General features: G+C 58.3%; 13 protein-coding genes. 4 read left to right on the top strand and 9 right to left on the bottom strand.

What is annotated here, in order from left to right; genetic code table 11:
• Positions 1 to 24: 24 nt before the first annotated feature.
• Positions 25 to 447, top strand: coding sequence for a hypothetical protein (locus tag AC0QHF_RS16010; protein ID WP_324705230.1), 423 nt, complete (start codon positions 25 to 27; stop codon positions 445 to 447).
• 69 nt (positions 448 to 516) lie between these two features.
• On the opposite strand, the gene AC0QHF_RS16015 is transcribed toward AC0QHF_RS16010, so the two are convergent.
• Positions 517 to 6,066, bottom strand: coding sequence for a CHAT domain-containing protein (locus tag AC0QHF_RS16015; protein WP_324705231.1), 5,550 nt, complete (start codon positions 6,064 to 6,066; stop codon positions 517 to 519).
• A 269-nt stretch (positions 6,067 to 6,335) separates the two neighbouring features.
• Here AC0QHF_RS16015 and coaE point away from each other — a divergent pair, with 269 nt between their 5' ends.
• On the top strand, positions 6,336 to 6,971 hold the full coding sequence (coaE, locus tag AC0QHF_RS16020; RefSeq protein ID WP_324705232.1) for a dephospho-CoA kinase: 636 nt from the start codon (positions 6,336 to 6,338) through the stop codon (positions 6,969 to 6,971).
• 310 nt (positions 6,972 to 7,281) lie between these two features.
• Here coaE and AC0QHF_RS16025 read toward each other — a convergent pair whose 3' ends face one another.
• The 8 genes from AC0QHF_RS16025 to AC0QHF_RS16060 all read right to left on the bottom strand — a co-directional run bounded on the left by AC0QHF_RS16025 (position 7,282) and on the right by AC0QHF_RS16060 (position 19,196).
• Positions 7,282 to 8,010 (bottom strand): biliverdin-producing heme oxygenase, encoded by a 729-nt coding sequence (locus AC0QHF_RS16025; protein WP_324705233.1) that lies wholly within the window; start codon positions 8,008 to 8,010, stop codon positions 7,282 to 7,284.
• Positions 8,011 to 8,194: 184 nt separating this feature from the next.
• Positions 8,195 to 8,872 (bottom strand): 5'/3'-nucleotidase SurE, encoded by a 678-nt coding sequence (gene surE / locus AC0QHF_RS16030; protein ID WP_324705234.1) that lies wholly within the window; start codon positions 8,870 to 8,872, stop codon positions 8,195 to 8,197.
• Positions 8,873 to 9,219: 347 nt separating this feature from the next.
• Entirely contained in the window at positions 9,220 to 9,600 is a 381-nt protein-coding gene (locus AC0QHF_RS16035; protein ID WP_324705235.1) for a response regulator, read from the bottom strand.
• 811 nt (positions 9,601 to 10,411) lie between these two features.
• Complete coding sequence (locus AC0QHF_RS16040; RefSeq protein ID WP_324705236.1) at positions 10,412 to 10,801, bottom strand: response regulator; 390 nt, start codon at positions 10,799 to 10,801, stop codon at positions 10,412 to 10,414.
• 4 nt (positions 10,802 to 10,805) lie between these two features.
• Complete coding sequence (locus tag AC0QHF_RS16045) at positions 10,806 to 15,680, bottom strand: PAS domain S-box protein (RefSeq protein WP_324705237.1); 4,875 nt, start codon at positions 15,678 to 15,680, stop codon at positions 10,806 to 10,808.
• A gap of 164 nt (positions 15,681 to 15,844) precedes the next feature.
• Positions 15,845 to 17,950, bottom strand: a complete 2,106-nt coding sequence (locus AC0QHF_RS16050) for a response regulator (RefSeq protein ID WP_324705238.1) — start codon at positions 17,948 to 17,950, stop codon at positions 15,845 to 15,847.
• Between the two features lie 270 nt (positions 17,951 to 18,220).
• On the bottom strand, positions 18,221 to 18,514 hold the full coding sequence (locus tag AC0QHF_RS16055) for a DUF433 domain-containing protein (RefSeq protein ID WP_324705239.1): 294 nt from the start codon (positions 18,512 to 18,514) through the stop codon (positions 18,221 to 18,223).
• 55 nt (positions 18,515 to 18,569) lie between these two features.
• Positions 18,570 to 19,196 (bottom strand): 4Fe-4S single cluster domain-containing protein, encoded by a 627-nt coding sequence (locus AC0QHF_RS16060; protein WP_324705240.1) that lies wholly within the window; start codon positions 19,194 to 19,196, stop codon positions 18,570 to 18,572.
• A 184-nt stretch (positions 19,197 to 19,380) separates the two neighbouring features.
• Between AC0QHF_RS16060 and AC0QHF_RS16065 the strand changes: the two genes are divergently transcribed.
• On the top strand, positions 19,381 to 19,962 hold the full coding sequence (locus AC0QHF_RS16065) for an acyl carrier protein phosphodiesterase (RefSeq protein WP_324705241.1): 582 nt from the start codon (positions 19,381 to 19,383) through the stop codon (positions 19,960 to 19,962).
• A gap of 203 nt (positions 19,963 to 20,165) precedes the next feature.
• Positions 20,166 to 21,620: an MFS transporter gene (locus tag AC0QHF_RS16070; RefSeq protein WP_324705242.1), complete on the top strand. Its 1,455-nt coding sequence runs from the start codon at positions 20,166 to 20,168 to the stop codon at positions 21,618 to 21,620.
• Positions 21,621 to 22,158: the final 538 nt, after the last annotated feature.

Below are 22,158 nucleotides of genomic sequence, written 5' to 3' on the forward strand. Positions count from 1 at the left end.
CAATTTTACATTGTTTCATAGGTTATGGCTGGTGTCAACCCCCGATCCGAAATTAATTTCGTGCGGGCGATCGCCGGCCTTCGCTCCCTGAAGACTGTGCCCGAAACCCTCACCCAGCTTTCACTGAGGCTCGGCCGACTGGTCAGAGCGATCGGCGCGATCGTGTGGGTCGTGGGGGCCGGGAATCTGGAAGTCCTCAAAAGCATTGAGCCCGGACTCGTGACCATGAAAGCCGACAGGGCTTCGGGATTCATCTTAGCAGGTTCCTCGCCGATCCTGTGGCACCGGCAAGCCGAACCCGAGCGGAGCGGGCAATGGAAATGCGGATGGGGGAGCGGACGGCCGAATTGGCGGAAAGTCGCCGGTACTTGTCCACCCCGATCGACACCGGGTCCGGAATCCTCTTCGCCCGAGATCTGGGGGCGGGGGGTGCGATCGCCGATGTGAGCAACGGGTGCGGGGGATTGCCTACTGCCTTTCAACCCTCCGGTCGGCTCCGGTCGCCTCCGGTGGCCCTTACCACGGACTGCCGATCAGGGTAAATCCGGCCCAGTAGAAGGGGTGGGAGAGATTCACATTGTCTCGGGTCGCCAGTTCGCGGGGGAGGGAGATGGGGAGGGGGGCGATGGCGGAGGAATCGTAAAAAAGCCGGCCGTCTTCGAGGCGAATTTGGCCGCGCAACATCGCCAGTTGGGCCTGTCTGAGGGCCTCAGCCTTGATGGGACTCGTCTGCAGGGATTCGTAAAAGGCCCGCATCAAACCCAGGGTTCCGGCGTCGCTGACGTACCACAAACTCGCCAGGGCCGATTTCACCCCGGCTTGGACGGCCAATCCCGCGAAGCCCAATTCCGCCTTTTCATCGCCGACGGCGGTGGTGCAGGCGCTCAAAACCAGCAACTCGACGGGGGGTTGGTTGAGGCGGAGGTTCCGCAACTCGTCCAACCCCAATTTCCGGTCCCAAAATTGAATGTAGGAGCGATCGGCGCCCCCGGCCACGAATTCCCCGTGGGTCGCCAGGTGGATGATTTGATATTCCTCGCGGGTGCGCTGAGATTTGAGGTTGGGAACGGTAAACTCTTCATTCAGGAACGATCGCCCCGCCCAAAGATCTTCCCCGACGATCAGAGCCAATTCCAGGGGGACGGCCGGGAGCGGTTCTTGGCTGGCGTCGAGAAATTCCGAGGCCCCCATCGCCAGGACTTTGGAACCGTTGAGGTTGACATAGCTGGTGTCGGTGAGGCTGAGGCTGGGAATCAGGCTGAGGCTGTAGCGTTCGATCAGGAACCGTTCGCCGTCGTGGAGGGCTGCGAGGGGGAGGGTCCGCAACCCGGCATCCATCGAAAAAATCAGGGTGTCGATGTCGTGTCGTTCCAACTGTTGTCGCACCGGCGCAATGAGGCGATCGTAAAGCTGCCGCCCCGATTCGAGATACCGGGTGTCCGACCAGTCGCGGGGGGTGCGGATCTGGTTGGTAAAGTCCCGGGCGACTCGGATCAGCGCCTCCCGGTTCACCGGGACGCTCTGGAAAATCGGTTCAGCGTCGGGCAAGAGCAACCGCAATTCGAGCTGGTCGGCTTGCAAGGAGACGTAAACGATCGCCGGTTTGTAGTCGGTGAGGCGCACGATGTCGCGGAGGGTCTGGCGGATGCTGCGGTCGTCCACCGGATTTTTATTGAGATCCGAGCCGAAATAATTAACAAACTCCCGACCTCGAAACAGGTCGAGTTGCCCGACGGAGGCGACCAAGGGGGAGCGGGCGATCTGGTCGTCGGATACGGTAGCGGATTCGAGGCGGACCGCCAGATCGTCGGGAACGCCGGCATCAGAGTCAGTTGCTTCCAAACCGCCTCCGGCCGTGTCGATCAGAGTTTCATCGGGATTCCCTTGCGCGATGGGTTGATCGGCATCCGCCGCCGTCGAATTGGAATTGGGGTTGAGATTTCCCCCCCCAGAAACCACCGAGGTCGCCGTTTCGCCCTGCGCCGGTCGGGACGAGGTGTCGGCGTTAACATCATTGCCGATTTGGCTGTTGCCGGGGATTTGAGCCGTAGCCGCCTGCTCGAAACTGTCGCCGATCGCCGTTTCGGGCCGCACCGTCAGGGTGCCGTCGGTGATGGCTGCCGCCGTGCCGTTGGCGGTGGGATCGCCGACGACGAGGGAACTGGCCGTATCGGGCAACGCGATCGCCCCGCCTCCCGTCCCGCCGGATGTAGAAATACTCGCTTCCACGCCGTTTCGGGCTTCAAAACGGCCGGTCGCCCGGAAAAATTGCGGGGTGTCAATAGCCACCGTCCCGCCGCGGCCGCCGCCTTCGGCGCGGATGAAATCGACCGCGATATCACTTTGAGCCCCCAGGGCGACATCCCCCCCGTCCCCGTCGGCGGCGCTGGTATCGACGGCGCCGAGGGTGGCGGTATCGGCGGCTTCGACGGCGATACCGCCGCCCCCCCCGGAACCGGACGCATCCAGATTGCCGGTGCGGACCGCCCCCTGGCGGCTGCGAATGGCGATGTTGGCGCCGGTGCCGTCCGCCGCGGTCGCGGTCACATCCCCGGTGGCGATCGTCCCTGCGGCGTCGAGATTGATTCCCTGATACGGCTGATCAAGTAACGTGACTCGTATATTCCCCGTCGTCACCGCGCCGCGATCGCTCGTCAGGCTCACGGGGCGTCCGGCCGTCAGATCTCCGGTGCGGATATCATCTCTCGCCTGCAGGGTGAAAACCGTCCCCTCCCCAAAAATATTGCCGTTGACGGCAATTTGCCCCTCCCGGCTCGTCAGGCCAATTTCCCCGAGGGGGGCCGAAGCGGGGGGCGCCTCGGAGCGGATCTCGCCGGTTTCGATATCGCCCCGGGCGGCGAGGCGGACGTTGAAGCCCGAGCGCAAATCAAGAGCAGCGATATCGCCCCGGGCGCTGTCGAGATCGAGGGTATTGCCGCCGGTGGCAATGGAACCCACCCGGATATCGCCATCGGCTCGCAGTGCGACGGAGGCATTTCCGATCCCCGTGATGGCTCCGTCCCCGACAATTTCCCCCGAGAGCCCCGCAGAGCGCAACAAAACCGGGCTGCGGAAGGTGACGTCGCCCGAGAGGGTCAGCGTCCCGTTGCCGTCGGGGCGACCGATGGCGATCTGTTCAAATTCGGCCCCCAACGCATTCAGATCCGCGGCCGTCAGGTCGAGGCCCGCCGTCCCTTCCGAACCGCCCAAACTGACGTTCTGACCGGAGTCGGCCGGCTGCAATGTCAAAGTACCCCCGCCCCGGATCGAATTGCTGCCGCCGACGAGGTCGATTTCGCTCCCGGCCAACGAAATATTCCCCCGGCGGTCGCCGTCGGCCTGGGCTTCAATGCGGGCGACCCGGACCGGACCCGAGCGGCTGGCGACGTTGACATCCCCCCCCACGACGATCAGGTTTCCGAGACGGATTTCGTTTGCGGCTTCAAATGTGATGTCGGCTCCCCGAGATCCCCGCACCGTCGCCACCGGTTCGGAGTCCGAAACGGAACCGAAAATCTGACCTTCGGGGGCGCGAAGGACGACCGAATCTTGAAAGCCGATGTCTCCCCCCAGGCTGAGGGTTCCCCCGCCGTCGGCGCGTCCGACGACGATCTGCGAGAACCCATCCTGGAGGGCCGAGAGGTCGCCCAGACTCAGGTCCAGCGCCAGGGAAGAGTCCCCGGCGGTACGGCCTAAATTGATATCCTGGGTCGGCGTCGCCGTTTGCAGCAGGAGGGAACCCGAGCCCGAAACGGGTCCGTTCAAATCGATTTCGTCCCCGGTGAGGATGATATTACCCCCCTCAAATTGGGTCGAAGCTGTCGTCGCCTGGGTTCCCGTGGCGATCGCGCCGACCTCGATCGCCACCGCCGCCTCCAGGTTGACATCCCCTCCCCCCCGGGAGCCCCGAGCATCTACACTCCCCAATAAACTGAGGGTTTCCGGGGTGCGGATAGAGACGTTTCCGGCCTCGCCCGATTCGGAGGCGGTGCGGATCTCCCCCGGCTCCTCCAGGAGAATTCCGGACCCCCGAGACGCGATCGCCACATTTCCGCCGCCCCCTTCCCCGGTCGTATCGATCGATTCCAGAAAAATCTCCCGGGCGGCTCCGAGTTCGACATCGCCCCCCGCGCCCTCCGCGTCGGTGGCCCGGGTTGAGAGGGTTCTCGCCCGGATCTGGCGGCCGCTGTCGAGGAAAATATTCCCCCCGGCGAATTGGCCATCCGTTTCCAGGGAGGCGGCGGCGATGGAACCTTGGGCCGTGCTCAGGGTCAGATTTCCCCCCGGGCCGGAGGGATTCGCCGTCGAGAGGTTCCCGGCGCTGATTTGTCCGGTATCGCGGGCGGTCAGAGTCAAATTTCCCCCCCGGGTGCGGATGTCTCCCGTGGCGATGTCGATGCCGGAAATGGTGAGGTCGCCGCCGTCGGTGGTGATGCGATCGCCCCGGTTCATGACGAAAGACCCCTGGCCGTCCCCGTCGGCGTCGGCGGTAAACGTCACCGAACCCCCTGACGCGGCCAAACTCAATTCGTTGTCGGAGAGATCTTCGATGCGAATATTATTGCGGGCTTCAAGGATAATATCGGCGTCGGCCGACAGATTTTCCAGGGTCGTTTCCGAGAGGTTGAATTCGGAGGGGTTGTCCCCCGCCAAGCTTTGGCCGTCGAAGGCTCCGCCGTCGTTGCCCCCCTCTCCGTCCACGATGGTGATGTTGAGGGGGTCTAGCAGCAGGGTTCCCACCCCGTCGCCCCCCCGCAGGTTGACTGCGCCGTCGATGCGGAGGGAAACCCTGCCGGAAATTTCCACGAATCCCCCGTCTCCCGTCCCCCGGGCGGAAATTTGCCCGGAAAATTGGGTGTCCCCGTCGGACCAGATGACGATGCGGCCCCCGTCGCCGGCGGCGGTGGCGTCGGCGAAAATGTTGGAGTTGGCGTCGATCGCCGTATGGGTGGCGTTGGGGACCCGGCCGCTTCCCCGGTAATCCCCGCCGACTCTGACCGTCCCCCCGCCGTCGGGGGCCGAGGCGTTGACCGTGGCCCCGAACAGTCCGACGCGATCGCCGAAAATGTTCACCCGGGGCGCGGAGTCCGGGGCGGGGGACGAGGTGTCGAGACTCCCGGAAACGGCGACGACGCCCGGTTCGGGGGAAATGGGGGTGTCCGAACCCGTCAGTCGGACCCGGCCGTCGGCCAAAACCGTCACCCCGCCGGCTTGGCCGGCATCCCCCCCGGTCAGCAATTCCGGCAAGGACAGAGGCGTGAGTTGGGTTTCGAGTCCCGTTTCGGGGGAAAGGGGGCGGACTTCCAAACTGAGCAGGTGTCCGGTTTGGGAAATGCGGAGGACGTTTTCGCCGGGGACGGCGGCGACGGTGATCTGGCCCCCCGGGGCGCTCAGTCGGCCGGTGTTGATCACGGTGCCCCCCAGGAGGGTGAGGCTTTCGCCCGGGTTGACGGAGAGTTGGCCGGCGTTGAGGATCTGGCCCGGGTCGGCCGCGAAGGCGAAGGCGTCGGGGGGGCCGACGAGGGCGGCGTAGTCGTTTTCCCCCATCACCCCCATCCAGCGGTCATCGAAGCCGATGCCGGCGGCGGTGGTGGCGGTGAAGGAACCGGGCACGTCCAACCGGGCGCCGGCTCCGAATAGGATGCCGGCCGGGTTGATCAAAAATAGGTTGGAGGCCCCCCCGCTGACGCGCACCAGTCCGTTAATGCGGGAGGCGTCCCCGCCGACGACGCGGGCGAGGATGTTGGCGATGGAAGGGTCGCTCAGGAAGTTGGCGACGGCCCCGGATTCCACGTCGAAGCGGGTGAAGCTGTGGAAGAGGTTGCCCCCGTCCCCCGATCGCCTCCCCCCGGTGATGTCGGTGCGGTTTCCCTCTCGGGTGGTGAAGGTGCCGGTGCCGCCGGGTTCGGGGACGATGGGTCGGGCGTTTGCGATTCGGGTTGTTGCCTTGAAATCGACCCGGATTTGTGATAGGTTTTCCGGTAGGATGGGGAGTATTTCCGAAACCCAGAATCCGGCTAGGAAAAGGGCGATCGGAACGGACCGCAGGCGACAGGTTGGGTTCATCGTGCTATCCTCCCTGGGGATTTCCCATTTTCGTTCGATTGATCGAACCGCCAATGGTCGCCGCATGACTCATTGACTCGGAGCCGACCGACCGCGTTGCAATTGTCTGGCAATCTACCTCAAGATGCTATCCCCGGATCTGGCGTGCGCCGACTTTTTCCGAGAAACGGTGGTTGGGAAGGGAATGTTTCTCGACCCCCCGATTCCTCGGCGGTGGCACCCACGATAATCGGATGAATTGCAGTTGACACCTCAAAACACTCTAAAAAATGCGTTTGATCGGTTTGACGGGCGGTATCGCTACGGGAAAAACGACGGTTTCCAATTATTTGGCTCGAACCCACAACCTGCCGGTCTGGGATGCGGATATCTACGCCCGCCAAGCCGTCGAACCGAATTCCCCCGTTCTGGATGCCCTGGTTGACCGCTACGGTCCCGATCTGCTTCTTCCCGATGGTAGCCTAGATCGACCCGCATTAGGTCATATTATTTTTCATAATTTAACAGAACGGCGCTGGGTGGAAGCACAAATTCACCCGTTCGTCCGCGATCGCTTCCGGGAAAATTGCGACTCACTCCGAAACACCCCGTCGCCGGGAGAGCCAACGGCGGTGTTGGCGGTCCCCCTGCTGTTTGAAGCGGACATGACGGATTGGGCGACGGAAATTTGGGTAGTCCACTGCTCCCCCGAACAGCAACGGCACCGCCTCCTCGAACGGCACGGCTCCTCCCTCACCCCCGGACAGATTCAAGCCCGAATTGAGAGCCAAATGCCCCTGGAAGAAAAGTGTCGGCGGGCGGATGTGGTCTTGGACAATTCTTCGAGTTTGGAGGCGCTGTACGAACAGTGCGATCGGGCAATTAACAATTCTAGCAGTGCGCGATCGTGTAGTTACAAGGTCTAGAAACGGTATTAGGGAGTCGGGGGATTGATAATTCTCACCCATCCGGTGTGTAACTCCGCGGCTCGCACAGCGCTATAACAATTAACAATTAACAATTATCAATTAATAATTATCAATAAATTTCCCGGAACCTCTACGGCTGCTGGTTGCGGCCGTCGGGGTTCCGGGAAGGGGGGTTTTTTAATTCGGGTGGAGCCGAAAGATATAGCAGTCGCCCGGGTAGTCAGGACATCTGAAAATCCCGAAACTTCTGTTCGGACGGGTGGTCAGCCTTTGCTGAAAGCTGAAAGCACCAGAGCTGATTGCTATATTAATTGGCGGAGTCGGCGGCGGTGGCCAGTTCGGTGGCACCGCGGTTGCGTTTCCGCGTCAGGGCGTTGAACAGCATGATCCCGATCGCCTTGACCAAATTGCCTTCGAGTTCCTCGAACATATTCATGTTCATTCGGAAGGCGGCGTTGGCTTCATCGACGATGCGATCGGCTGTTTCTTGGTCGATGGGCAGGTCGTTCATCGCCTGGCGATAGTTGGTTTTGAACGCCTTCTCGTCGGGGATTTCGTCGAACTCGTAGAACTGAGTTCCCTGGCCGTCGGACAAGTTCATCGCGGTTTGGGCGATGCCCTTGAGAATTTGTCCGCCGGAGAGATCTCCCAAATAGCGGGTGTACAGGTGGGAGATGAGCACAACCGGGTCTTGCTCGGAAATTTCGCGAATGCGGGCGACGTAGGCTTGGGCCGCTTCGGAGGGTTGCACCGCTTCCCGCCAGTTGGCGCCGTAGTAGAAGAACAAATCCTGCTCCAGAGCTTGTTTCCGGTTCAATTCCGGAAAATATAGCTTCGAGAGGATCGGATGATCTTTGTGGCGCTCCATTTCCTCTTCCATCGCCGTATAGACAAAGTAGAGGTTCCCCGCCAGTTTTCGATAAGAAGTTTTTTCTACGGTGCCTTTTAAAAAGCACCTGATAAAGCCGACATTTTCTGCCATCGTGTGGGACTTTTTGGTGCCTTCCCGCAACTGGGCCGCTAGGTTAACGCTCATACTAAATTGATTTGATCCCAAAGCTAAATTCTACAGCAGGCGTATTAATCCTGAATTCAACGGCTGCTTAGACCGCTTGAATTTTTACCATAAACTGATTTGCCGAGAAATAGTGTTAAGAATTATCACGGCGACGATCGCCGCCAAATCTGAGCATTTTTACTCTTGACGGCGACGCCGACCTTCACAGCGAAATTTGGCTGACGGCGATCTGACCGCCGAAACAAACGTCCACGTCGGTCCCGGCGACGCGATCGCGTTTTCCGTAATCCCCGACATATTGATAATATTCCCCGTCGATGCGGTAAACCGCCGGCAGGGGGTCCGTGGAGGGACGACAGAAAACCCAGTCGGGGTCTGGTTCTTCCGGTTCGAGATGGGGGAGGTTGACGTTCCAAAAACTGCCGCGCGAGCAGGGTTTTTGGAGGAGATCTTGCAAAATCCCCCGGGTGAGGCGGCCGGCCCGTTCCCAGTCCACGGGTTTGCCCCCCTGGCGGTATTGGGAAATGGCGATGGCGGGGAGGCCGCGGATGGCTGCTTCCCGGACGGCGGCGACGGTTCCGGAAATGTAGACATCCACACCCATATTGCCCCCAGCATTGATGCCCGAGATCACCCATTTCACCTCGGGACACAGGTGGCTCAGAGCGATGCGGATGCAGTCGGCGGGGGTTCCGGCGATCGCGTAGCGGCCCTCGGAGCGGCGATCGACGTGGATGGGAATGTGGGTCGTCACCTGGTGGCCGCAGCCGGAAAGGTGGTCGCGGGGGGCCACCCAAATGGTCGGACTTTCAACGGCTTCGGATAGGACTCGAATGCCGGGGGCGTCGATGCCGTCGTCGTTGGTCAAAACAATTGTCATTCGGTTCTTTGGAGATTGCGCTACCATCTGTTTGATATTATGGCAGTCGCGGCGAATCAGGGGAAGGTTGATAATTGACCATTAATTATCCGACCCCCGACTCCCGACTCTCGCACGGGGGCTATGGCGATCGGCAATTGGGTGTCAGATTACAGCTTTAAAAAAATCAGTTTTTTGGGAATTATAGCGCTGATTCAATTTTGACAAAAAAAATAACGGGTCAGATTCTGACATCTAGATCGACGAGCGGAATCGAGGTCGTTGCGGCCGTCCGATCTGTACCCATCACCTTTTCGTTGGCCATAAAATGGCATCGTATCAATAAAATTAAGGCGAATTTTTGGTGGTCAACTTGCCACTTTGTGGGCGAGTTCTTGAATCATTTGACCGACGTTTTGGGGGGTCGTCCAATATTGATTTGTCCGCCAATTGGCGCGATAATTGTACCCGTTTTCTTGGGGTGCATCGGCTTCGTCCGACGCGATCACGATCAGGGGAATTTTCGCCGTAGCCTCATTTTGTCCCAGACGTTCGAGAAACTGGCGGGTTTTGTGATCGCTCAAATTCAGGCGGCTGATAATCAAGTTGGGCTGCATTTCCTGGGCGATTTGAATGGCACATTTGCCTTCCTCCGTCCAGATGATGTTGAACGCTTCGAGCTGGAGAACTTCTTCGAGAGGGGAGTTCACAAAGTCATCTTTTTCGACCCACAAAATTTTAAAATTCATGCTTGACTCCTTTTCAATAATTCGGACGTTGCACCTCGTCAATCACCACTGATCCCGCGATATTTTCATTGAAAATTGGTGTCGGGAGTAGCTCCGAGGCGATCGCCAAATTGACCCTGAAAATTTTGGTGCCCCCCCGGCGAGGGCAATGCCGGGATGGAAGAACTGACACCGGGGGCGACCCCGTTCGGGGATCTCGCGCGGCCCGAGAGTCCCTCAATCGCGCTTCGGCTTGCCACTCTCGCAAACCATGCCGGAGAAATTGAACGGACTCCGGACTGGGTATCTGGAGGCGATCGCAGGGCAATTCAATGTGATTGGGCTCGAAAGGAGAGTTGCTAGAAGGGAAAAGGTTCTCGCCTCCGGGTTGCTCGGAAAGCCGTTTCCGAAACTGAAGGCTTGAAAACATCTCAAGCCCCAAGGCGCGGGTAAAAATTGGGTATTGTTTTTCCCTTACGGAGCATTTTCGGTGGTATCTGATCGGTGTCGGAAACGCCAACCGAGCCGATATTTAGTCCACTTCAATTGTTCACATCTTACCATTATCGGAACCGAACTCGCCGGATATCCGACCCTAGATCGAAGTTAAAGGATAATTGTGAAATTTCTGTGATGATCGCCGGTTTTTTTTCCCGAACGGCCGGAAAGCGATCGATCGCCGGTGTCGGGAGTTGAAGGGTACGGGGGCTCCAGGGGTGGAGGAGGCGGAGGAGGAAGGAAATCCTATCTGTGTTCTTCCTCGGCTTCCTCAGCTTCCTCGGCTTGAGCGTTGCTTGACCGTTACTCCCCCCACTCGACACCCTTGGGGACATCAAGCATTCTCGTTCCAGTGCAGGATCTGGCGAATTTGGCAGACCAAATCCATCGCTTCAAACGGTTTCGTAATCACGCCGGTGACGCCCAACTCGATAAACTGCTGTTTTTCACTGACTTTGGCTTTAGCCGTGAGCAGGATGGTCGGGATATTTTGAGTCGCCGGGTTCCGTTGCAGGCGTCCGAAGGTAGTAGCCCCGTCCATGTCCGGCATCATCACGTCCAGGAGGATAGCGTCGGGTTGTTCGGCGGCGGCCAGGATCAATCCTTCGCTGCCGGAGGCGGCGGTGAGTACCTCCCACCCGGCGGCAACTTCCAGGGAAATCTGGATAATTTCCCGCACGCCATCATCGTCATCGATCACCAAAATCCGTTTGCTAGGATTCATCAGTTTATTTATCCTCCTCAATCTGCGCGGATAATGTGAAGTAGAAGCAACTGCCCACGTTGGGGGTACTCTTCACCCAAATCCGACCGCCGTGCTGTTCTACGATACTCCGACAGATAGCGAGTCCCAAACCCGTGCCTCCTTTTTGTCGGGAGTCCGAGGCATCGACTTGGTGGAACCGCTCGAAAATGCTCTCGATCTTGTGGGAGGGAATGCCGCGGCCGCGGTCGCCGACCGAAAACAGAACCGGCGAGGGACAGGGGGAAGTGGCGGCCCCGGAGGAGCGATCGCCCCCGGCTGGTGCCACGGACAAGGTCACCCGACTCCCGGCATCGGAAAATTTGATCGCGTTGCCCAAAAGATTGGTTAGCACTTGCAGGATGCGATCGGGATCGGCACAGATATTGAGGTCTCGGGGAAAAATGTCGATCGCGATGCCGGCGCGATGGGCCATGACCTGCATTTGTTCGCCCGCCCTCACCAGAAGATGGCCCGCATTCACCGTTTGGAGACAGAGGCTAATTTTACCCGATTCTAACCGTTCGAGTTCCAAAATATCGTTGACCAGCCGCACCAGGCGTCCGGCGCTCTCGGTGGCGATTTCGATCACCTGCCGGCCGCGATCGGAACTGGGGTCTAAGTGGCTGCAAATCAGGTTCAGGCCGCCGTAAATAGACGTCAGCGGGGTGCGAAGTTCGTGGCTGACCACAGAAATAAACTCGTCCTTCATGCGTTCGATGGCGTAGCGTTCGGTGATGTCCTCGCCGATACTCATCGTGCCGATCGCCTGACCGTCGGGACTTTGCAGCAGGGTGTGGTTCCAGGCGATCATTTTTTCTTCCCCGGCTTTCGTGAGGATAGAGTGGTAGCCGTGGGAGTTGAGGGTGTGGTTGAGCCGATCTCGAAACTGGGCTTGAACCTTTTCCTGGTGGGGGGGGATCAAGGGGGGGGACCAATTTTGACCTTTAATTTCGGCGGCGGAATATCCGGTCAACTCCAAAAAGAACGGGTTGACGTATTCGATGCGGCCGTCGCAGTCCAAACTCACCACCAACAGGTGGACGTTTTCGAGCAAACTCCGCCACCGCCGTTCCGCCTCCCGCAGGTTCGCCTCGGTTTGCTTTTGGTCGGTGATATCCCGGGCGATGGTAGAGAGCAAACTGATTTGCCCTTCTCCGTTGCGGTGGGCGATGATCCGCTCGGAGATGGGAATTTCCCGGCCGGTGGCGCTCAACAGCGCCGTTTCCCCCAGCCAAGTCCCGTCCTGCAGGGCGGTCGGGATGCCCTCCTCCCAGACGATCTGGCTGGCCCAGGGGGGGTGACTTTGGGAAATGTCGCAGTTGATCGCCCCTTCGGGGGGCAACCCCAACACCTGCCGGGCCGAGCGGTTGCAGTAGACGATCTCGCCCGTGGGGGTGGCCGAGGCGATGAAGTCGGGGGTGGCTTCGATAATGGCGATCAGGCGATCGCGCAGGTTTTCGGCCTGTTTGCGCTCGGTAATGTCCTGCATAACCATCATGCCGGCAACAAGGGGCTCCATCCCGTTGTTCCCCGCCTCGTTTCGCACCGGCAGGGTTTGGACGTAGTAAATGCGCCCCTCCTGTTCCAGTTCTCCCGTGGTGGTTTCGCCTTCGAGGGCGCGACGGTAGTGGGGCGCGATCGCCGAGCAGGTGGCGGGGGAAAACACCTCCCAGATGGTTTTCCCTTCGATCTGTTCGGAGGACAGGCCGTGGGCCCCCAGGGCCACGCCGTCGGCGATGGTGTGGCGCAGGTCCGGGTCGAACAGGAAGACGGCGCCCTTGGGGAAGTTTTGCACGAGGGTGCGGTAAAGTTTCCGGCTGGCGAGGAGTTGAGTTTCGGTGCGCCGGTGTTCTTCGAGTTCCTGTTGGAGGCGTCGGTTGGTTTCGGCCAGTTCGGCCGTCCGCGATCGCACCCGGACTTCCAATTCGGCCTTGGCCCGCCACAGCAGTTCTTCGGCCTGTTTGCGCTGGGTGATATCTTTGGCGATGCCGGCGCGGCGGTACATCTGGCCGCCATCGTCGAAAATCGGGAAGGCGCGGTCCCAGATCCAGCGGATCGAGCCGTCGGGGCGGACGATGCGATATTCGATGTCCAGGTGGGCGGTGGGGTGGTTTTCAAAGGCTGCTCGCGCCCGCCCCCGGTCGTCGGGGTGGATGGCGTCGAAGTAGGTGTCGGGCGATCGGTAGAGGCTGTGGCAACTGCGCCCCCAAACGTCCTCGTAGGCGGGGCTGACGTAGAGAATTTCCCAGGACGTGCACTTGCTCATCCAGAAGACATCGTGGATGTTTTCGGCCAGTTGCCGGAATTTTTTCTCGCTTTCAGCCGCCTGGCGGTGGGTCCGTCCGGCGTTAATGCCGAAGGCCAGATCGTCGGCTAATTCGGAGAGAAACTGCACTTCCGTCTCGTCGAAGGCGCCGGGGCGATCGCGGTACAGGGTCAGCACCCCGAAAACGGGGGTCGGGGAGGGGGTGGAGTCGGGCGAAGTTTCGATGCCTTCGACGCCCCGGATCAGGGGTACGGCGATGGCGGAATTTCCCGAGTCCCCCTGGGGGCGGAAAACCCGGGTTTGCCCGAGGCGCAGGGCCATCTTCCGTTCCTCGAGGTGCGGTTCGATATCGCCCTCAAGGGTTTCTCCGGCCCCGGCGACGGGGGTGAGATGTCGGAGGTCGGGAAATTGGGCGTATTCCACGCTCACCCGGCGGTAGCCACCTACCGTCACGAGGATATGGCAGATATTGTCGAGGAGTTCGGTTTCCGTGGTCGCCCACACCGTGGCCCGATTGCAGTGGCTGATGGTTTTGAGGGCCCAGTTGAGGCGCCCGAGTTCGGTTTCGGTGCGCTTGTGACGTGATATGTCGGTGTAGTGTTCGATGCGGCCCCCGGCGTACAATCCCGAGGCAATCGGCTGGCTCAGGTGTTCCAGCCAGCGTTCGGCCCGGTCGCCGTCGGGCAGAATATGGCATTCAAATTGTTCGATGTAGGTGTTGTTGTCGTAGGTGGCCAGAACCGTGGCTGCGAAGCGGTCGGGGTCGGCGAAAATGAACCGGATGCGATCGCGGACCAGTTGCCGCTTGTCCTTTCCGATCGCCTCGGATCTTTGCAGGCCGAAAAACCGCTCGATCGCCCGGTTGATCCAGACGATCCGGAAGTCGGCATCGAGGATAAAAATACCCACTTCCGACTTGTCGAGGACGTCGTTGGTGAGGGAACTGTAGCGGGCCTCGCTCTCCCGCAGGGCGGCTTCGGCTTGTTTGCGGGGGCTGATGTCGGTGTGGGACCCCACCATGCGGGTGACGCGGCCGAACTCGTCCCAGACGGCCTGTCCCCGGTCAAGAATCCACTTGTAGCTGCCATCTTTGCACTGCATCCGATGTTCGGTGATGTAGAAGGGGGTTTTTTTGTTGAAGTGGTCGGCGATGGCTTGCATCACCCAATCGCGATCGTCGGGGTGGACTCGCTTTTCCCACTCTTCGAGCTGATTGGGGATTTCGGAGTCTGCGTATCCGAGCATTTCTTTCCAGCGGGCCGAGAAGAACACTTCGTCGGTTTCGACGTTCCAATCCCAAATGCCGTCGTTGTTCCCCCGCAGGGCCAACTGCCAGCGTTCCTCGCTCTCCTGCAGGGCTTCTTGAGCCCGGGTCCGCTCCGTGATGTCCTGGCCGAGGGACAAAATCGAGACGAGATTCCCGGCCTCGTCCCGGCAGGCGGAATTGTACCATTCGCACTCAAGGATTTGGCCGTCTTTGGTGGCGTTGCGGTTGTGGCAGATCTGGCGGTCTTCGGTGCCGTCGATCAGGCGGATGCAGGCCTGCAGGACGCGATCGCGATCGGCTTCCACCACCCAATTTAACTCGGACCACTGCCGCCCGATCGTTTCCGCCGCGCTCCACCCGAACAACTGCTCGGCGCGGTCGGACCAGCGGAGTATGCGGAGTTCGCTGTTCCACTCCACCACGGCTAGGGGGGAGTTTTCGACGTGGAAGGAGATCTGTTGGTGGGCCTGTCGCAGTTGTCGGAGCAGTTGGGCTTGGTCGAGGGCGATGCCCACCTGGTCGGCCAGTTGTTTGAGGAGGTCGATTTCGTGGGTTCTCCAGTGGCGCGAACCCCGGCACTGGTGGACGATCAGCAGCCCCCACAGTCGCCCCTGGCTGACGATGGGGACGATCGCGACGGCCCGGACTTGGAAGTAGTCGAGCAGTTCTCGATAGCAGGAGCGGACGAGGTGGCTGTCGCCGACGTTGCCGACGCTGAGGGTGCGGCCGTCGCGGTAGGCTTCGATGAAGCGGTGGAAGCAGGGGTCGCAAATTTCCTGCCCGAGCAGGGATTTCCACCGGGGCAAGACGGCTTCTCGGACGACGACGCCGGCGTTGGCGGACCGCAGTTGAAACATCAGGACGCGATCGGCGTCGAGGAGCGATCGCACTTCGGTGACGGTGGTGGCGAGAATTTCGCTCAGGTCGAGGGACTGGCGAATTTTGACGGTGACTTCGGAGAGGAGTTGGGAGCAGTTGGGGTGGGGGGAGGCGGAGGGAGCGGAGCAGGGGGAGGGGGGAGGGGCGCTTCCCTGTCCCCCGGCTTGGGGGCGGGCGACCCAGAGGACGCGGCGATCGGGGAGGGGGGAGAGGATCGCCGAAAATGGGATGTCGGTTCCGTCGGCTGGGGAAAAAATTTTGTAGCAAAACTCCCGTTTTTTTTGCTTTTTAAATGTGGCTTCTATCGCTGATTTAAATAGGGTATTTTTGACGCAATTTTTGACGGTCAAATCGACAATTTCTCGGCAGTCGATATCATCTGAATTGGGAGAGATTAGAGTTGGTTTTTTATCGAAATCAAACCAGAGAATAATGTCGGGCATCATTCTCGGAAACGGTCGATTGGTTTTGTGGTTCTCTCTACCCATGCTCTCGATTGTCGGCGATCGACGCCATTCTAGTTGAGTTCAAATGGAAAGGATCGGGCGATCGGTGCGATCGGTCGGGGAGGGAAAAGGGGAAAGGAAAGAAGATGTTTCCCGTGCCTCCTTCAATCTCCCCAGCCCCCGATTCCCCAGCCCCCCTGCCGGGGCGCGACGCCGTAGGTTCCGGTTTCTCGAATTTCGAGTTTGGGGGAGGGCAGGGGGTGTCGGGGGGGGGTGCGAGGGGGGGCGATATTAAAATTTTGGCAACTGGGGGGGGAATTCCGATACTGATGGGCGGCGATTTTTCGGTGCAGTTGGGAGCGGTCGAGTCGGTTGAACAGGCGGGCGATCAGTTCGGGCTCGACGATGGGTTTGGGGATGTAGTCGTCGGCGCCGGCGAGAAACATCTGGGTGATGGTTTCGGCATCCCGGCGGGTTGACAAAATCAGGACGGGCAGTTCGTTCCATTGGGGGTCATTGCGGACCACCTGGCAGAGTTCGATGCCGCTGACTTCCGGCATCTGTCCGTCCACGATCAGCAGGTCGGGATGGGATTGTTCTAGGATAGTCCAAAATTGCTGCGGATCGTCGAGGAGGATGGATTTGATGCCCCAGGGGTCGAGGAGGGTGCGGAGTTCGTCCAAGATTTGCGGGTGGTCATCGACGATCAGGACGCGGGCGACGGGGGGTTGGGATTGGTGCAAGACTTGGCCGATCGCTTCGAGGACGCGATCGGGGGAGATGGGTTTTTGGAGAAAGCCCAGGCCGCCGAGGCGGGCGACTTTGACGCGGTCGGCGAAGCTTTCTTTGCCGGTGAAGACGATCGCGGGGACGGGTCGGGGGGCCTGGTTGAGTTCGGCGAGGAGCTCGAATCCGGCTTCGGTGGATTCGGGAAAACTCAGATCCAACAGGACGAGATCCCGGGGGCCGCGACGGAGGATCTCCCGGGCTCTGTCGATATCGTAGGCGATCGCAGCCTCCATGCCCCGGGCGGTCGCTTCGGCGGCTAGGGCCTGGGCGAGTCCGGCATCGTCATCGACGATCAGCAGGCGGTCGGCGGTTTCGGGGGGCGGCGATGGCGGCGCTTTCGGGGTTTGAAAGGTGGGGGTGGCGGTGTCGATTTCTCGGGCTAAATCGAGGGCTAGGGTCGAGAGGTGGGAAAGGGTGAAACCGCCGACATCGGACGGTTGCAGCAGTTGTTCGATTTCCCGAGACAGGGCACAGGCTCGGGCTAACCCGAAGCTGCCGAGGGAGCCGGCCAGGGTGTGGGCTTCCCGGAGGGCCTGCTGTCGCATTTCGGACGGGAGGTTTCCGGCCGTTAGGGCGGCGATCGCTTTTTCGATGGCGGTGAGGCGCGCGCGGTATTTCGACCGCTGTTTTTCCCAAATTTGGGCGATGCGGAGTTGGGGGACCGGGTTCTCGGTGCGGGCGGCGTCGTCGCGTTTTCGGGACGACTTCGTTTGTTTGTCGGCTTTGTTTTCCGCGGCTTTCAACCGATATCCCAGTCCGTAGATGGTTTCGATGGCGTCGGTGACGCCGTTGTGTTTGAGTTTCTGCCGCAAACTTTTGATTTGGGCCCGGACGGCGTTTTCTGAGGGGGGATCTTCAAAGGACCAGAGGTGGTCCAGCAGGGCGCTGGGGTTGAAGATGCGCTGGGGGTTGCGGAGGAATAATTCCAGCAGGGAATATTCTTTGGCGGTGAGTTTGAGCTCCTGGCCGCGACAGGTGACTTGGCAGTTGCTCGGGTCGAGCCGCAGGTCCCCCCACTCGAAGGCGGGGGGGAGGGCGTCGAGTGAGCGACGCAGCAGGGCCCGTATCCGCGCCAGGAGTTCGCCGAGGTCGAAGGGTTTGACCAGATAATCGTCCGCCCCGGCGTCGAGTCCCCGGACTTTGGTGGTGCTGGCCCCCTGGACGGTCATCAGCAATATGGGGGTGCGATCGCCCTGTTGTCGCCGTTTCTGGCAAAATTCCAGCCCGTTGAGTTTCGGTAACAGTACGTCGAGCAAAATCAGGTCGTAGGTGAAGGCTTCCGCCAGTTCCCAACCGGTCTGACCCTCGGGGGCGCGATCGACCAAGTAATGTTGACTGGTCAGGGCTTCGGCTACGATTTCCGCCAAACTATCATCATCTTCGACCAATAAAATTTTCACGATAATTCGACTCCCCCAACCGCCGGCAGCATTTTTCAGAGATTGGGAGCGAGTCCAGACCCGTTCTCGATCTCCTCTCATCTGAAATTATGCCAGGTCTGGTCCGATCTATGGGTCTATCGGATGATACAAAACTGCTTTTCGGTGCCGGGAAACGGGCGGCGATCGCGGGGGTTTCGCAGAAATCTAAAATTCATCTTAAACCAAAGAACCGTCGCCCCTTACCTATAACAAAAGTAAGAGTTAATATCTTATCACATTCTATCCTTTTCGTCAAGCCACCTTGAGATTTTTTTCAACCCATTCGGGACCGGGTTCCCGAATCCAATTGATCGATACCCATCTGTCAATTTAAAACGATTGATGCACGACGATCGCATCCCGACTCATTTCGACAAAATCATGCCGACTCAGCAATTGAACCCACCGAGATAAATTGTTGGAGAATAACGTCTCCAGTTCTGTATTTGTAATATTTCCAGTTGATATCAAAAGCAGCTTATGAGGTTCTTTACGAAGCAAAAAAGAATCCACAAAATCGGCATCTTTAATGAACTCGACCGGATCACGCAACCCCCGAATGCAAGGTTTCCCATGACAAATATTGACATCGATCGTGATGCCCTGCAAAAGGGATTGATTCATGGAAAGTTGTCAGTTAAATTTTTAAAAACCATGTGGACGGTCGTCAAATCGAGTTCTAACCATCCAAATTCATCTGTCCCCTGAAACCGGTGACGATGCGGCTACCATCTTTGAGGATGTGAATTTCCATCTGGTCGCTGGCCCAAGTCAATTTGTCCTCAAATTCGGGGTTGAAAATTCGCACCCGCTGGTTTTTGGAAGAAACGAGGGATTCCGGACTGTTGATCGCCTGGGATTCCACATAGGGGCCGTCCACCAAAATATCCAACTGTTCCAATAAATCTCGCGCTCCTTTGGGGGCGGTTTCCGACTGCAATTCCTTGAGGGTAAAACCGCTGAAAGACATCACGCTTAATCCGTCTGCTTTCAACCGCTTCGCCAACTCGGCTAGGGCGGGGGCTTGCCAGAAGGGTTCGCCGCCGGAAAATGTCACCCCTTCGTTGCGGGGGTTGGCGAGGATGCGATCGCCCAATTCTCGAATTGAAATCAGTTGGTTCGGTTCAAAGGACCAGGATGCGGTGTTGAAGCAGCCCGGACATTCCCGCAGGCATCCCTGCACCCAAACCACCGCCCGGACGCCGGGGCCGTTGACTTCGGACTCGTCAACGTAGCCCATAATGTTGAGGTAGCCGGGGGGAATTTCGACGGGGGGGGTTTGGGTTTGAGTGGGGGGGTTGTTCATGGTGCCGTCCTCCGGGGGAGTGATTGGGGAAATCGAGATATGGACTATTGTAGGATAGGGACCGTTCGGGAAGGCCCAAATTTTATGCTTCCTTTGGTTTTCGCGATCGCCCGACCGGGCTTCGGATTGGGTGCCGCCCGGTTTCCCGTGGTAGGCTGGAGGGGTGCGGATATCGATTTTGAAAATGAATTATTTAGCCCATTTGTGTCTGGCGGGGGAAAACGACGATTTGCGGTTGGGGAGTCTGCTGGGAGATTTTTTAAAAGGTAATTTGGAGCGGTATAAAAATCAGTACAATCCCGATATTTTGGCCGGCGTCCGACTCCACCAATACACCGATCGCTTCACGGATTCCCACCCCATTTTTCTCCGCAGTCGGCGGCGAATTGATGTCGCCTATCGGAGAGTTTCGGGAATTATGGTTGATATTTTTTACGACCATTTTTTGTCCCGAAATTGGGATTTATTTTTTTCTGAACCGCTGCCGGAATTTATTGATCGCACCTATCGGATGTTGGAGCGAAATCTGGATGTCATCCCCCCGAAGTTGCGGGGGAAGGTTCCGGTCATGGTCGCGGAAAATTGGCTGGGTTCCTACGGGGCGATCGCCGGCGTGGAATTGACCTTAACCCGCCTCTCGCGACGATTCAAACGACGGACTAATCTCGCCTCCGGGACGGCGGAACTGGTCGCAAATTATCGGGATTTGGAGGCGGATTTTTTATCATTTTTTCCGGAACTAAAACATCATGTCGAGAAGAACTAAAAACCCCAATATCGCGCCGTCGATCGCCGCCGAACCCAGTCGCATCTTGCCATTTTTACGATCCCGAAAATTTGATGGTCATGATTGGCTGCGTTTGATAATTTTGCCCTAGAATGTAGGGGGAAACTTTTCACCCCTGCGACGATCGCCCCACCGCTGCGATCGCCCCATCTCACCCGTTCACTTTTTCTCCATCCTGAATCATGATCCGCCTTTCTCGCCTGCAAACCAAATCCGTCCTCACCCAACTCACCCGGCGGGTAAAAATTCCATCTCAAAATCCAGATCGGCTGTCCCTGGGCACCAAAATTTCCTACGGCATGGGAGAATTTGGCGGCGCCATCCCCGGCTGTATGCAGGTCTTTTTCCTGCTCTTTTTCCTGACCAATATCGCCGGACTCGACCCCGGTTTGGCTGGCAGCGTCCTGCTTCTAGGGAAAGGCTGGGATGCCATCAGCGACCCCATGATTGGCTGGTTGAGCGATCGCACGAAATCCCGCTGGGGACGCCGCTACCCCTGGATGCTCTGCGGTTCCATCCCCCTGGGGATTTGCTTTTTCCTGCATTGGATTGTACCATCGATCGGCGATCGCTGGCTACTGTTCGGCTACTACGGCGCGATCACCATTTTATTTTATACCGCTTATACCGCCGTTTTTCTGCCGCTAGGAGCCTTGGCTGCCGAACTCACCCAGGACTACGACGAACGCACCAGTTTGGTGAGTTTTCAAGCCGCTTTCAAAATTTGCGGCAGTCTGTTCGCCCTAGTTTTGGCTCAAATTTTATTCTCCTTAATTGCCGCGCCACATTGGCGATATCCCCTGCTGGGAGGATTGGGGGGAACCATGACGATGCTGGCAATTTGGATCTGCATTTGGGGGACTCGAAAACGCTATTTTGACCGCGAAGCCAAACGCTTGGAAATCGATCGCCCCCCGTCCCTTCCATTTTTCCAACAAATTCGCATCGCCTTCAGCAACCGGCCGTTTTTGTATGCGATCGGAATTTACCTCTGTTCCTGGTTGGGGGTACAAGTAACGGTGGCAATTTTGCCTTATTTTGTGATCGATTATATGAAATTACCCGATCGCCACCTCACCCAAATGGCGTTGTTGGTTCAGGGGATCTCTTTGCTGGGGATGGTGTTCTGGAGTGCGATCGCGCGGCGGGTAGACAAAAAAACCGTCTACTGTTTGGGAATTCCGATGACGATGGCGGCTGGAGTCGGGCTCTTTTTGCTGCAACCCGGACAGACGGTTTTCATGTATGGTTTGGGTGCGATCGCCGGGTTCGGTATTGCAACGGCCCACCTCGTCCCCTGGTCGATTTTACCCGATGTGGTCGATCTCGACGAACTCAACACCGGACAGCGGCGGGAGGGGATTTTTTACAGTTTTATGGTCATGCTGCAAAAACTGGGAATTGCCCTCTCTTTATTTATCGTCGGACAGGTTCTCGGTTACGCCGGACTCGTCTCCAGAACCGCCGCCGACCTCCCCGTTTCCCAACCGGAATCCGTCATTTTTGCGATCCGGCTGATGATGGGACCGATTCCCATGTTCATCCTATCAATGGGTGTCATTTTGGCTTATTTTTACCCCATCACCCGAGAAGTGCACGCCGAAATTCGCCTGCAACTGCAACGGCGTCACCACTAAAACTGTCGCACCGAAGAAACCGGGTTTTTAGAGACAATTTTCGGTTGCCATCTACAATTCTGGTAAAAACCCGGTTTCTCAATTCCTCAGAATCCTATTGGAATTGAAGTTGAAGATATTGTTTAAATACTGGGTTGAGTTCAAATCGCGATCGCTCCTCCGCCGAAACTTTTTCGACCAACCCCCGCCTGACCAAAGATTGAATGCCTTCCCATAGTTCGATTCTGGTCAATTCACTCTCGATATTACTTTGATTAATAACGTGAGATTCCAGAATCGGCGATAAGTCGCCGATAAATCGATCATTTTCTTCGTTTAAAAACAAGGAAACTCGACCGTCAAATAGTTCTAATATGGTTGATGCGATGATATTTAACCAGACCGGATGACCGGCTGTGCATTAAAAAGGAAATGGTGGGTTACGGCGCGGATGAAAAGTTGTGGGTTGTTCCGAAAAATTCCTGCCGCGCCTAACCCACCCTACTGGACTGTTTCATCTTAAATGAGGCGATCCGATCTGAATCCACAGGCAAGATGC

This window comes from Lyngbya sp. CCY1209 (assembly GCF_055795065.1).

What these genes read in the sequence shown, in the direction of transcription:
- AC0QHF_RS16010 (WP_324705230.1), top strand. Translation starts at nt 25, where the DNA reads ATGGCTGGTGTCAACCCCCGATCCGAAATTAATTTCGTGCGGGCGATC.
- AC0QHF_RS16015 (WP_324705231.1), bottom strand. Translation starts at nt 6,066, where the DNA reads ATGAACCCAACCTGTCGCCTGCGGTCCGTTCCGATCGCCCTTTTCCTA.
- coaE (WP_324705232.1), top strand. Translation starts at nt 6,336, where the DNA reads ATGCGTTTGATCGGTTTGACGGGCGGTATCGCTACGGGAAAAACGACG.
- AC0QHF_RS16025 (WP_324705233.1), bottom strand. Translation starts at nt 8,010, where the DNA reads ATGAGCGTTAACCTAGCGGCCCAGTTGCGGGAAGGCACCAAAAAGTCC.
- surE (WP_324705234.1), bottom strand. Translation starts at nt 8,872, where the DNA reads ATGACAATTGTTTTGACCAACGACGACGGCATCGACGCCCCCGGCATT.
- AC0QHF_RS16035 (WP_324705235.1), bottom strand. Translation starts at nt 9,600, where the DNA reads ATGAATTTTAAAATTTTGTGGGTCGAAAAAGATGACTTTGTGAACTCC.
- AC0QHF_RS16040 (WP_324705236.1), bottom strand. Translation starts at nt 10,801, where the DNA reads ATGAATCCTAGCAAACGGATTTTGGTGATCGATGACGATGATGGCGTG.
- AC0QHF_RS16045 (WP_324705237.1), bottom strand. Translation starts at nt 15,680, where the DNA reads ATGATGCCCGACATTATTCTCTGGTTTGATTTCGATAAAAAACCAACT.
- AC0QHF_RS16050 (WP_324705238.1), bottom strand. Translation starts at nt 17,950, where the DNA reads ATGAGAGGAGATCGAGAACGGGTCTGGACTCGCTCCCAATCTCTGAAA.
- AC0QHF_RS16055 (WP_324705239.1), bottom strand. Translation starts at nt 18,514, where the DNA reads ATGAATCAATCCCTTTTGCAGGGCATCACGATCGATGTCAATATTTGT.
- AC0QHF_RS16060 (WP_324705240.1), bottom strand. Translation starts at nt 19,196, where the DNA reads ATGAACAACCCCCCCACTCAAACCCAAACCCCCCCCGTCGAAATTCCC.
- AC0QHF_RS16065 (WP_324705241.1), top strand. Translation starts at nt 19,381, where the DNA reads ATGAATTATTTAGCCCATTTGTGTCTGGCGGGGGAAAACGACGATTTG.
- AC0QHF_RS16070 (WP_324705242.1), top strand. Translation starts at nt 20,166, where the DNA reads ATGATCCGCCTTTCTCGCCTGCAAACCAAATCCGTCCTCACCCAACTC.